Source organism: Aminobacter sp. HY435, assembly GCF_027568395.1.
In the GTDB taxonomy this organism is placed as follows: domain Bacteria; phylum Pseudomonadota; class Alphaproteobacteria; order Rhizobiales; family Rhizobiaceae; genus Aminobacter.
Map to the genome: position 1 here is coordinate 283,852 of NZ_JANKZL010000003.1, position 12,272 is coordinate 296,123.

The window sequence follows — 12,272 nt, forward strand, 5'->3', positions numbered from 1 at the left end:
GCCACAGAACTTACTTCAGAAAGCCGTTCTTCTTCAGGAAATCTTCGGCGACGGCCTTGGCCGGTTCGCCGCCGACCTGAACGCGGCCATTGAGTTCCTGCAGCGTGACCAGATCGAGCTTTTCAAACACCGGTTTCAGCAGGGTCTCGATCTCGGGATGCTGCTTGAGCACCGCTTCGCGGATGATTGGCGCGGGCTGGTAGACCGGCTGGACGCCCTTGTCGTCGGTCAGGACGACAAGGCCTGAAGGCGCAATGCCGCCGTCGGTGCCGTAGACCATCGCGGCATTGGCGCCGTTGGTCTGGTTGGCGGCAGCACCAATGGTCGCCGCCGTGTCGCCACCCGACAGCGTGATCAACTGCTCGGGCTTCAGGGTGAAGCCGTAGGTCGTCTGGAAGGCTGGAAGCGCCGCCGCCGAATTGACGAACTCCGACGAGGCCGCCAGCACGACCGTGCCGCCACCGGCGACGTATTTGCCGAAGTCGCTGAGGGTGGCCAGCTTGTTGGCCTCGGCGACGTCCTTGCGCAGCGCGATCGCCCAGGTGTTGTTGGCCGGCGACGGTGACAGCCAGACGATCTTGTTGGCATCGTAGTCGAGCTGCTTGGCGGTCTCGAAGCCCTTGGCGGCATCCTTCCAGACCGGATCGTCGGCCTTTTCGAAGAAGAAGCCGGCGTTGCCGGTGTATTCGGGATAGATGTCGATTTCCCCGGCGGTGATCGCCTTGCGCACGACCGGCGTCGCGCCGAGCTGGATGCGGTCGGTGGTCGGAATGTTGTTTGCGTCCAGGACGGCCTTGATGATGTTGCCGAGGACGCCGCCTTCAGTGTCGATCTTGGAGGAGACGACCACCTGGGCGCTGGCCGCTCCGGTGGCGATGCCAAGCGCCAGCGCGGCAGCCGCAATGGACATGATCGTGCGCATGATGAAACCCCTTCCTGAGAATCCGAATTCGGTCGGCGCATATGAGCACAGCCGAAACGCGTGGTCGGGGCACACGGTTTCACATCGCGCAGGCGCTGCGCAATAATTTTTTGTAGTCCGAAGAAATCTGCCGGCCCTATTGCCGACAGCGTCCTGTCAGGTGGTTTGACGCTGCCGCATCATCGACAGTGCTGCGAGTGCAGCCAGGCAGATCGCGCATATCGGGAAAACGACCCAGGCCAGCATGTCCCAGCCATAGGCGTTGTAGACGGCGCCCGACATCAGCGAAGCAAGCGCGACGGTGCTGAACAGGACGAAGTCGTGGAAGCCCTGCACCTTGCCCTTTTCGGACGGGCGATAGGCCGTCGAGACAATGGCGGTCGCGCCGATGAAACCGAAATTCCAGCCAAGGCCGAGCAGGATGAGCGAGGTCCAGAACTGCCAAAGCGCAATGCCCGAGAGCGCGACGATGGCGCAGCCGATCAACAGGAAAAGGCCAAATGCGACGATGCGTTCGGCGCCGAAGCGCTGGATCAGCCGGCCGGTGAAGAAACTCGGGCCGAACATCGCCATGACATGCCATGAGATGCCCAGCGTCGCTTCGTCAGGCGAAAAACCGCAGCCGACCATGGCCAGCGGCGCGCCGGTCATGACGAAGGTCATCAGGGCGTAGCTGCCGACCGCGCAGACGAGGGCCGCGGCAAAGCGCGGTTGCGAAACGATCTCAAGCAACGGACGCGCATCAGCCTGGGACACCGCACCATGAGCGGAGCCGCCGCCCTTGACCCTGAGGAACGACAGGATGGCCGCGCCAATGGCGGCGAGGCCGATGATCGCGGCGAACGAGCCGGCGAACATCACCGGCGCCAGGAGTTCACGCGTGAAAATCACGATCTGGGGGCCTAAGATCGCCGTGATGATGCCGCCTGCCAGCACGAAGGAAATGGCATTCGCCTTGAATTCCGGCGGGGCGTTGTCGGCTGCTGCGAAGCGAAACTGCTGCACGAAGGCACTGCCGACGCCAAGCAGCAGCAGACCGAAGACGAACAGCCAGAATTCGGAGCGGAACAGTCCGAGCGTTGCGACAGCGCCGCCGACCGCGGTGACCGCCGTGCCAAACATGAAGCCATTGCGCTGACCCAGGCTGCGGATGATTGCCGCGGCGGGCAGCGCACCCAGCGCCAGACCGACGCTGAAGCCGGTGATGGGTGCTGTGGCCAGCGATTTGTCCGGACCGAGTAGATAGAAGCCGGCAAGGCCACCGAGAGAGAACGCGATCGGCGCTGCAGAGCCAATGATGGCTTGCGACGCAGCGAGGATATAAGCGGTTCGCCGTGCCTCGCGTTCGCCTGCGCTCATAATGCGTCCTTGCCCTTGCCTTCGCCGCGCAGCTTGCGCGACACGCGGTCGAGCACTGCATTGACGAGCTTCGGCTCGTCATCAGAGTAAAACGCCTTGGCGATGTCGACATATTCGGACACCACGACGGCAACCGGCACGTCTGCGCGCTTCATGATCTCAAACACGCCGGCGCGCAGGATGGCGCGCAAGGTGGAATCGAGACGCGAAAGCGGCCAATCCTCGGTCAGCGCCTGGCGGATGACCGGATCGACGACCTTCTGGTTCTCGACGACACCGGCGAGGATAGCGCGGAACCACTGCGCGTCGGCTTCGCGATACAGCGCTCCGTCGACTTCCTTGCCGAGGCGGAATGCTTCGTATTCGGCGGTGATTTCAAGCAGGCCGCTGCCTGCCACATCCATCTGGTACAGGGCCTGGACGGCAGCGAGACGGGCCGCTCCGCGCTTGTTGGCGTGGCGGATGGCCGGCTGGCCGTTATCTTCGGTGGACGTCACGACCGGTCTGCTCCGAGTTTCTCGCGAACCGAGATCATAGTAAGCGCCGCACGTGCCGCAAAGCCACCCTTGTCACCTTCATTGCGACGGGCGCGAGCCCAGGCCTGGTCGTCGTTCTCGACGGTCAGGATGCCATTGCCGATGGCGATCGATTCAGCGACCGAAAGGTCCATCAGGGCGCGGCAGGATTCGTTGGCGACGATGTCGAAATGGTAGGTCTCGCCGCGGATGACGGTGCCCAGCGCGACATAACCATCATACTCGGTGCCTTCGTCGTCGGCGGCGTCGAGCGCGAACGAAATCACGGCAGGAATCTCAAGTGCGCCGGGAACGGTGATGACGTCATACGACGCGCCGGCGGCGTCCAGCGCGGCCTTGGCGCCATCGAGGAGCGCGTCGGCGAGGTCATCGTAAAAGCGCGCCTCAACGATGAGGAGCTTCAGTTTCTTGTCGTTGGCCATGTCAAATCTCCGGCGGGAGCGGCTGACTTAGGCCGAACCGGGGGAGTTCGCAAGCGAAGTGTTAAGCTTCGGGGCAGGAAACCTCTGGTCCATGACCAGATGGCACGGAGACGCCTAGAACCCCTCCGTCGCCGCGTCGGCAAGGCGCGCGGCGTAGCGGGCCATGGTGTCGACTTCCAGGTTGACGCGGTCGCCAACCTTGCGCTCGCCCCAGGTGGTGACCTGCAGCGAATGATGGATTAGCAGCACGTCGAAGCGCGTGCCCTCGACCTTGTTGACCGTCAGCGATGTGCCGTCGAGCGCAACCGAGCCCTTTGGCGCGATGAACTTGGCCAGTTCGCGCGGCGCCTCCAGCCGGAAACGCACTGCCTCGCCCTCGTCCTCGCGCGAAACGATCTCGGCCATGCCGTCGACATGGCCCGACACGATGTGGCCGCCAAGTTCGTCGCCAATCTTGAGCGCACGCTCCAGGTTGATCCTCGTGCCGCCTGTCCAGCCGCTTGCCGTGGTCAGGCGCAACGCCTCTTCCCACGCCTCGACCTCGAACCAGCGCGCATTGGACGTCGCCTCGGGCAAGGTGACAACCGTCAGGCAGACGCCGGAGCAGGAAATCGAGGCGCCGATATCGATCGTCGTCGGATCATAGACGGTGTCGATGCGCAGGCGCACGCCCTGGTCGAGCGGAACGGCGGACGCAACAGTGCCTACGTCGGTAACGATTCCGGTGAACATCAGATTTCCCTTATCCATTCAGCATAGGTGTCTTCGCCAAAGCGCGCCTGGCGCACGAGCGTGAACCCTGCCGGTATATGGTCGCGGCCGATCGGGGCCGCAATGCCGTCGGCGCCGATCTCCTCGGGGCCGTAGAAGAGCATGATGCGGTCGACGAGCCCCTCCTCCAGGAAGGCCTGCGCAGTGTCCGCGCCGCCCTCGACGATGATCCGCGACATGCTCTTGTTGGCGAGGTCCTCGAGCAACTCCGGAAGGGCCACCCGGCCATCGAAAGACTCGGTCGCGAGGAACTTCACGCCGGCGCGTTCAAGCTCGGCCCTGTTGGCCGTGCCGCTCTCGGCGCAGGCGGCGACCAGCACCGGCACGTCGTTGGCCGAGCGGGCCATCTTGGACGTCGCGGGCAGACGGGCCATTCGATCCAGCACGATCCGTGCGGGCGAGCGTGTCCGCAAACCGGGCAGACGCACGGTCAGCTCGGGGTCATCGGCGATCGCGGTGCCGATGCCGATCAGGATCGCGTCGGTTTCGGCCCGGATGACGTGGACCTGCCGGCGCGCGACCTGCCCGGTGATCTCGATTTGCCCCTGGCCCCGCCTGCCGATCATGCCGTCGGCAGAAAGTGCAAGCTTCAGAATCACTTCCGGGCGCTTGTTGACGGAGCGATTCAGGTAGCCGGCGAGGTGATCGGCTGCCTCGCGGGCAAGCACGCCTTCCCTGACTTCGATGCCGGCCGCCCTCAGGATCGCATATCCCTTGCCCGAAACACGCGAATCCGGATCGCTTGCGGCACCAACGACGCGGGCGACACCGGCACTGACCAGCGCATTCGCGCAAGGCGGCGTGCGGCCGTGATGCGCGCAGGGCTCCAGCGTCACATAGGCTGTGGCGCCACGCGCCAGCTCGCCGGCCTCCGCCAGCGCCTCGGCTTCGGCATGCGGGCGTCCGCCAATGGCAGTGACGCCCCGACCGACGATGACGGGACCGCTGCCGTCATTGCGGACGATCAGGGTGCCGACCGCCGGATTGGTCGAGGTCAGCCCGAGATGCTTGCGCGAGAGCCGGATGGCGGCGGCCATATAGCGTCGGTCGATGGCGTCCTGTTCGGGTGTCAGGGTGTCAGGCATCGCTCAACCGGCGTCCTCGTCGCCCTTGAGCTCGCCCAGCACGTCGTGGAAATCCTTGGCCTCGCGGAAATTGCGATAGACCGAGGCGAAGCGCACATAGGCGACGTCGTCGAGCGTCTTCAGCGCCTCCATGACAAGGCGGCCGATTTCGCCGGATGGAATCTCAGTTTCGCCGGAGCTTTCGAGCTGGCGGACTATGCCGGTCACCGCGCGCTCGATGCGCTCGGGATCGACATTGCGCTTGCGCACGGCGATCTCGACCGAACGGGCCAGCTTGTCGCGGTCGAACGGCACCTTGCGGCCGGTCTTCTTGAGCACGACGAGATCGCGCAGTTGCACGCGCTCGAAGGTGGTGAAGCGGCCGCCGCAAACCGGGCAGATGCGTCGACGGCGGATCGCGGCGCCATCCTCCGCAGGACGCGAATCCTTCACCTGTGTGTCTTCAGACTGGCAATAGGGACAGCGCATTGTTCGGCCTTGTCTTCGAATCCTCGTCCGCGAAAGGCTTAAAGCATGATCCCGGAAAGTGGAAACCGCTTTTGGCGCCGATGCCAAGCCCAAAAGCAAAAGCCCCGTCCCGGCAACGCCGGAACGGGGCTTCATGGTCAATTGCAAGGCCCCGAGGGGCCAGCCGCTCAGCCGAGATACGGGTAGAGCGGGAAGCGTTCGGTCAGCGCGACGACCTTCTGCTTGACGGCGGCCTCGACGGCGGCATTGCCTTCGTCGGAGTTGGCGACCTTCAGACCGTCGAGAACCTCGGTGATCAGCTGGCCGATCTCGCGGAACTCGGCTTCGCCGAAGCCACGCGTCGTGCCCGCCGGCGTGCCAAGGCGGACGCCCGAGGTCACGAAAGGCTTTTCCGGGTCGAATGGAATGCCGTTCTTGTTGCAGGTGATGTTGGCGCGGCCAAGGGCTGCCTCGGCGCGTTTGCCGGTGGCGTTCTTGGGGCGCAGGTCGACCAGCATGAGGTGGTTGTCGGTGCCGCCGGAGACGATGTCCAGGCCGGTATCCTTCAGGCTCGCGGCAAGCGCCTTGGCGTTGGCAACGACATTCGCGGCATAGGTCTTGAATTCCGGCTTCAGCGCCTCGCCGAAGGCAACGGCCTTGGCGGCGATGACGTGCATCAGCGGGCCGCCCTGCAGGCCGGGGAACACGGCCGAATTCATCTTCTTGGCGATATCCTCGTCATTGGTGAGGATCATGCCGCCACGCGGGCCGCGCAGCGACTTGTGCGTGGTGGTGGTGACGACATGCGCATGCGGCAGCGGCGACGGATGCACGCCACCGGCGACGAGGCCGGCGATGTGAGCCATGTCGACCATCAGATAGGCGCCGACTTCGTCAGCGATCTCGCGGAAACGCTTCCAGTCCCAGACGCGCGAATAGGCAGTACCGCCGGCGAGAATCAGCTTCGGCTTGGCCTCACGGGCCAGGCGAGCAACCTCGTCCATGTCGAGCAGGTTGTCATCCTTGCGCACGCCGTAGGACACGACGTTGAACCACTTGCCGGACATGTTGACGGGCGAACCGTGGGTCAGGTGGCCGCCCGAATTCAGGTCGAGACCCATGAAGGTGTCGCCCGGCTGGAGCAGCGCCAGGAACACGGCCTGGTTCATCTGGCTGCCGGAATTGGGCTGGACGTTGGCGAAGTTGCAGGAAAACAGCTTCTTGGCGCGCTCGATGGCGAGCTGTTCGGCGATGTCGACGAACTGGCAGCCGCCATAGTAGCGCTTGCCCGGATAGCCCTCGGCATACTTGTTGGTCATGATCGAGCCCTGCGCCTCGAGCACGGCGCGGGAAACGATGTTTTCCGAGGCGATCAGTTCGATCTCATGGCGCTGGCGACCGAGTTCGCTGCGGATCGAGCCGAAGATTTCCGGATCGGCCTCCGAAAGCGGAGTTCCAAAGAAGGTTTCGAGATTTTGCGAGGCGGCCATCGGCTAAGATCCTTGCTGTCCGGAGGGGCATCGGGGAGAGTTCGGCGGGCCATTAACACACTTGACCCTGGGTCGCCACGTTTGCCGCGCGAAATTTGGTGGCCGCTTTGCGCCAGGATGTCGCCACGCAAGGAAAAAGGCCGCCCCAGAGGGACGGCCCTTCCAAAACGAACGCTTCGGCGAAATCAGAGCGCCGAGGTGATCTGCAGCTCGTCGACGCCGTCGAGGCCATAGATGTCGTCGCGGAACTGCACGACGCCATCGCCGGTGGACCATGCCGAGACGTAGGTGAAATAGACCGGCACCGGGTTGGTGACCGGAACCGGCGTGTTCTCGCCCGACTTGATGGTCTGCTCGAAATGCTGGCGGCTCCAGCCCGGGGTGTCGCGCAGGATCCAGGTGACAAGGTCGCGCACGTTCTGGACGCGGACGCAGCCCGAGGAGTCGAAGCGCATCAACTTGCCGAAACTGCTCTGCTGCGGCGTGTCATGCATGTAGACGCCATCAGGGCTCGGGAAGTTGATCTTCACCGAAGCCATGGCGTTGATGGCGCCCGGATCCTGACGGAAGCGGTACTTCGCCGCCTCTTCCGTCGACCAGTCGACGGTCATCGGATCGACCTCGCTGCCATCAGGCGCGAGCAGACGGATCTTGTTGTCGGTCAGGTAGTTGGGGTTCTTGCGCATCAGCGGAATGATGTCCTTGCGGACGATCGACACCGGTGCGTTCCAATAAGGATTGACGACGATCTCGTTGATCTTCGAATTGACGATCGGCGACTGGCGATCGACCTTGCCGACGATTGCGGTGTGGCGCAGGACGACGCGGTCGTTCTCGACAGCTTCAACCTGGGCCGCCGGAATGTTGACGTTGACATAACGGGCGCCGAGCGTGCCGGCCTGCGCCTGGATGCGGGTCAGATTGGTCTCGAGCTGGCCGAGGCGAACCTGGGCGCTGATGTTCATCGCCGCATAGGTGTACTGGCCCATGACACCGTCAGCCGGAAGGCCGTGGCGCGCCTGGAAGCGCTTGAGCGCGGCGTCGACATAGGTGTCGAAGGACTGCGAGATGCCGGCGCGCGGGGAAAGATCGCCCGAGACCATCAGGCGCTTGCGCAGCACCTCGACATCCGGATCCTCAACGCCAAGACGCAGCTTCTTGGTAGCCGGCACCACCGGCCAGCCGCCCTGCGCGACGATGTTCTGGTACTGGGCGATGGCCTGCTGGGTGTAGCCAATCGTCTGGGGCGCAAAGACAGGCAACGTGCTGGCGACCTTGGTGCCGCTCTGGCTGACGCGCGCATCGAATTCGTCGTCCCAGTTGCCGCGACGCGACGACCCGAGCACCTCGCCGATCACGTCCTGGGCACGTGCCGCACCCGACAAGGCTGCCAAAGCAATCGCACCGGCACCCGAAAGAAAGAAACGGCGGCTTGTTTTCATGGTCGTCCCAGACATGTTCGCGTAACTCTACAGGCAGGAGAATTTCCCGCGACGATATGACGGCCATGCTTAACAATTAGCCAACCATAACCCGGCATCGCCAACGCGTGAACGCGTCTCAAGACACGGATTGCTGACGGCCCAGGGGGGCATTGGCACATCACGCTATTTCGGTAGTCACCCGAATATGGCGGCAACATGGCTTGGACGTCGCATTTGCCAGGCCCGAACGCGAAAAAAGGAAAGGCCGGTGCATTTCTGCAACCGGCCTTGCGACTGGAGGGTCGATCCTTTTCAAGACGGCTCGGAGCGTCCGGTGACGTTAGGGAAACGTCCGGGGCTCCAACGCCATCTCACATGCGGTAGGCGATGGTGTCGTTCCAGAAGCGGTCGAGGCGCTGCAGGGCGCGGTTCATCTGCTTGAACTCATCGGTGTTGATGCCGCCGACCTGCTCGATCGAGCCGACATGGCGATCGTACAGACCAGCCACCACTTCGGCGACTTCCTGGCCCTTCGGCGTCAGGCTGACGCGGACCGAACGACGGTCAATGCGCGAACGCTGGTGGTTGATGAAGCCAAGCTCGACCAGCTTCTTGAGGTTGTAGGAGACGTTCGAGCCAAGGTAGTAGCCACGCGAGCGCAATTCACCGGCGGTCAACTCGGCGTTGCCGATGTTGAAGAGCAGCAGCGCCTGAATTGCATTGATGTCGCTGCGGCCGTTGCGATCAAACTCATCCTTGATAACGTCAAGAAGACGACGATGAAGTCTTTCGACCAGCTGCAGGGATTCCATGTAAAGCGAACGGATGCCTTCGTTACGGTCCTCGGAATGCATGGCGGGCTTAGCCACCTGGCGCGAATTGATCATTGTCTTTGCCTCTCTGTTGTCGCCTGGTGATTTTTTGTTTGGTCTCACCTTGATCGCGAACTTATCGAATACCCATAAAATTCGACTTAAACGTCAGGCTTAACAAGGGCTTACCATCCACAGGTTTCGAAAGAGGGTTAACGAAAACCCTTCCGAGTAAGAATAATTAACCTTGAATTTTACAGGTTGGCGCGTAACGCGCTGAAAGCGCTGCTATTGGGCAGCGCGCCGCCGCTGCAGGTGCAAAACGATGCGGAAGCCGGCATAAATCAACGCCACCGCGATATTGGTCGCCACGATCAGCGGGCGGGAGCCGAACAGGTCGGGAAGGACGCCATACATGACGATCTCGGTCACCGCGCAAATGAACCAGATCACGGGCCCCCAGGACGAGAGCATCCACAGGCCGATGGCGGCGAACGGAAAAAACACCGCGAGCATGACCGATGCAATCTGCCAATGCACAGGCATCAGGTCGTAGCGCCACATCGGCCCGTCATATACGCCGATCAGGCGAACCCAATAGAGCATGCCGAACAGGAGGCAGTAGGCCGCAACAATGCGAAGGAACCACGCAAAGGCGGTTTCCACGGCAGAGGGGTGCAATTCGTGAAGGCGGCCGGCACTGTCGCTCACAGGGCGAGTTCCCGCGCGCCGAGCGTTTCGAAATACCGGTCGATGTCGGCCGGATCGACATCCCTGAAGCGGTCCGGGCGCCAGGCGGGCGTCGAGCCCTTGTCGACAAGCACGGCGCGGATGCCCTCGTAGAAGTCGTGGCCTGCCAGCATCCGGTTGAGAATTCGGAACTCCATGCGCATGCAATCGGCCATCGACATGGTGAGACCGGCACGGACCTGGCGGAATGTCACCGCAAGGCTGGTCGGCGAGCGCGTCAGGATGGTGGCGAGCGTTTTCGCGGCAAACTCACTCGATGCCGCCTCCCCTTCCAGGCTTTCGATCACCTCGGCGAGCGTCGGCTTGGCAAAATGGCCGGCGATCGCCTCGAGCGTCGGCCGGTCGGTTTCGCGCTTGGCCGAGACAAAGAACGACCGCAGCACAGATTCTGTCTCACCGGCCTCGCACAGCCGCTCGATCAGGCCGGCCTGGCCATCGGCCGAGATTGTGTGCGTCGCAAGGCCTGACCACAGCGCATCGCCAAAGCGGATGCGGTTGCCGGTCAGCGCCAGATACATGCCGAAATAGCCACCGAGATCGGGCAGCAAATGACTGCCGCCGACATCGGGGAAGAAGCCGATGCCGACCTCGGGCATGGCGAACTGGGCGTTCTCGGTCAGGACGCGATGCGAGCCATGGAAGGAAATGCCGACGCCGCCGCCCATCACGATGCCGTCGATGAGCGAGACATAGGGCTTGGGGTAGCTTTCGATCTGGACGTTGAGCCGGTACTCGTCGGCGAAGAAGTCGACAGGCGGATTGTTGGAACTGCGCGCCTCATACACCCGCATGATGTCGCCACCGGCGCAAAACGCCCTGCCCTCGGCCCTGACAACGACCAGTGCGACCTCGCGGTCGGCCTGCCAGGCCGTCAGCGCACGCGACAGCGCCAGCACCATCTTGTGGGTCAGGGCGTTCAGGGCCTGAGGCCGCGTCAACGTGACGATGCCGGCCTTACCGACGCGCTCGAAGCGGATTTCGTCGCCGCCGCCAAAATCCATGTCCAAGAGTTTCCCTCAATTCTGAAACAGGCAAATCACAAGCCAGGTTGGAAGAGCTAATGTGCCGCACATGGGTGCGTCAATGCCGCAGGCCTCAACCTGACGCTTGGTCTTGAGCAAACCGGCATGCTAAAAACCGCACAATCCGGAGACCACCGATGAACAAATTCACTCCCGCAAGGCCAGCTGGCGCACGCAGCGTCGACGAGATCACCGGCGGCCGCCGCCTGCGCCGCATGCGCAAGGCCGACTGGTCGCGCCGCCTCGTGCAGGAAAACAGGCTGACGGTCGACGACCTGATCTGGCCGATCTTCATCATCGACGGAGAAAACCGCAAGGAAGCCATTCCGGCCATGCCTGGCGTCTTCCGCATGTCGGTGGACCTTGCCGTCAAGGAAGCGGAACGCGCGGCCAGGCTCGGCATTCCGGCGCTGGCGACCTTCCCCAATGTCGACATTGGCCTGCGCGACGAAACCGGCTCGCAGGTCCTGGAGCCCGACAACCTGATCAACCGCGCGACGCGCGCCATCAAGGCCGCGGTGCCGGAGATCGGGATGATCACCGACGTGGCGCTCGATCCGTTCACCAGCCATGGCCATGACGGCATCCTGCGCAACGGTATCATCGTCAACGACGAGACGGTTGCCCAGGTGGCTGCTGCCGCCGTGCTGCAGGCGGCGGCCGGCGCCGACATCATCGCACCATCCGACATGATGGACGGGCGCATCGGCGCGATCCGCGACGCGCTCGACGACAACGGCTTCCACGATGTCGCCATCATGTCCTACGCAACCAAGTTCGCCTCGGCCTTCTACGGCCCCTATCGCGAGGCGATCGGCACGCAAGGCCTGCTCAAAGGCGACAAGAAGACCTACTACATCGACCACGCCAACTCCGACGAGGCGGTGCGCGAGGCCGAACAGGACCTGGCCGAAGGCGCCGACATGCTGATGGTCAAGCCCGGCCTGCCCTATCTCGACATCATCCGCCGGCTCAAGGACGAGTTCCGCGTGCCGACCTTCGCCTACCAGGTGTCGGGCGAATACGCGATGATCAAGGCCGCAGGGGCCAATGGCTGGATCGATGGCGAAAAGGCGATGCTGGAAAGCCTGCTCGCCTTCAAGCGCGCCGGTTGCGACGGCATCTTGACGTACTTCGCGCCAGAGGTGGCCGAAATGCTCAAGGGCTAATGCCCTCAACCTGCCGGGGCTGAGGCAAGCAATTGCCCGAATGGCTGCAGCGGCTGCCAGGCG

General features: G+C 63.3%; 13 protein-coding genes. 1 reads left to right on the forward strand and 12 read right to left on the reverse strand.

The genetic code is table 11. The annotated features are described in order from the left end of the window. Positions 1–10: 10 nt before the first annotated feature. The 12 genes from osmF to PCJ21_RS04870 all read right to left on the reverse strand — a co-directional run bounded on the left by osmF (position 11) and on the right by PCJ21_RS04870 (position 11,019). Positions 11–922, reverse strand: a complete 912-nt coding sequence (osmF, locus tag PCJ21_RS04815) for a glycine betaine ABC transporter substrate-binding protein OsmF (RefSeq protein ID WP_269930240.1) — start codon at positions 920–922, stop codon at positions 11–13. Positions 923–1,078: 156 nt separating this feature from the next. Further along, on the reverse strand, positions 1,079–2,281 hold the full coding sequence (locus PCJ21_RS04820) for an MFS transporter (protein ID WP_269930241.1): 1,203 nt from the start codon (positions 2,279–2,281) through the stop codon (positions 1,079–1,081). After that, positions 2,278–2,778 (reverse strand): transcription antitermination factor NusB, encoded by a 501-nt coding sequence (nusB, locus tag PCJ21_RS04825; protein ID WP_269930242.1) that lies wholly within the window; start codon positions 2,776–2,778, stop codon positions 2,278–2,280. The genes PCJ21_RS04820 and nusB overlap by 4 nt, the downstream gene beginning before the upstream one ends. Beyond that, positions 2,775–3,239 (reverse strand): 6,7-dimethyl-8-ribityllumazine synthase, encoded by a 465-nt coding sequence (locus tag PCJ21_RS04830; protein ID WP_269930243.1) that lies wholly within the window; start codon positions 3,237–3,239, stop codon positions 2,775–2,777. The genes nusB and PCJ21_RS04830 overlap by 4 nt, the downstream gene beginning before the upstream one ends. Before the next feature lie 114 nt (positions 3,240–3,353). Continuing rightward, a complete protein-coding gene (locus tag PCJ21_RS04835; protein WP_269930244.1) occupies positions 3,354–3,971 on the reverse strand; it encodes a riboflavin synthase in 618 nt (205 codons plus the stop codon). After that, positions 3,971–5,095 (reverse strand): bifunctional diaminohydroxyphosphoribosylaminopyrimidine deaminase/5-amino-6-(5-phosphoribosylamino)uracil reductase RibD, encoded by a 1,125-nt coding sequence (gene ribD, locus PCJ21_RS04840; RefSeq protein WP_269930245.1) that lies wholly within the window; start codon positions 5,093–5,095, stop codon positions 3,971–3,973. The genes PCJ21_RS04835 and ribD overlap by 1 nt, the downstream gene beginning before the upstream one ends. 3 nt (positions 5,096–5,098) lie before the next feature. Continuing rightward, positions 5,099–5,563, reverse strand: coding sequence for a transcriptional regulator NrdR (nrdR, locus tag PCJ21_RS04845; RefSeq protein WP_184768840.1), 465 nt, complete (start codon positions 5,561–5,563; stop codon positions 5,099–5,101). Positions 5,564–5,730: 167 nt separating this feature from the next. Beyond that, positions 5,731–7,032 carry a serine hydroxymethyltransferase gene (gene glyA / locus PCJ21_RS04850; protein ID WP_269930246.1) on the reverse strand — a complete coding sequence of 434 codons (1,302 nt, stop codon included), beginning with the start codon at positions 7,030–7,032 and terminating at the stop codon, positions 5,731–5,733. Positions 7,033–7,217: 185 nt separating this feature from the next. Then, positions 7,218–8,474: a L,D-transpeptidase family protein gene (locus tag PCJ21_RS04855; RefSeq protein ID WP_269930247.1), complete on the reverse strand. Its 1,257-nt coding sequence runs from the start codon at positions 8,472–8,474 to the stop codon at positions 7,218–7,220. A 353-nt stretch (positions 8,475–8,827) separates the two neighbouring features. Next, the gene (ldtR, locus tag PCJ21_RS04860; protein ID WP_269930248.1) at positions 8,828–9,343 is read right to left on the reverse strand and encodes a transcriptional regulator LdtR; all 516 of its coding nucleotides are present in this window, start codon (positions 9,341–9,343) and stop codon (positions 8,828–8,830) included. Between the two features lie 213 nt (positions 9,344–9,556). After that, positions 9,557–9,979 carry a DUF6163 family protein gene (locus tag PCJ21_RS04865; RefSeq protein ID WP_269930249.1) on the reverse strand — a complete coding sequence of 141 codons (423 nt, stop codon included), beginning with the start codon at positions 9,977–9,979 and terminating at the stop codon, positions 9,557–9,559. Next, positions 9,976–11,019 (reverse strand): enoyl-CoA hydratase/isomerase family protein, encoded by a 1,044-nt coding sequence (locus tag PCJ21_RS04870; protein ID WP_269930250.1) that lies wholly within the window; start codon positions 11,017–11,019, stop codon positions 9,976–9,978. The genes PCJ21_RS04865 and PCJ21_RS04870 overlap by 4 nt, the downstream gene beginning before the upstream one ends. Before the next feature lie 158 nt (positions 11,020–11,177). On the opposite strand from PCJ21_RS04870, the gene hemB reads away from it, so the two are divergent. Continuing rightward, complete coding sequence (hemB, locus tag PCJ21_RS04875; RefSeq protein ID WP_269930251.1) at positions 11,178–12,209, forward strand: porphobilinogen synthase; 1,032 nt, start codon at positions 11,178–11,180, stop codon at positions 12,207–12,209. Positions 12,210–12,272 lie beyond the last annotated feature (63 nt).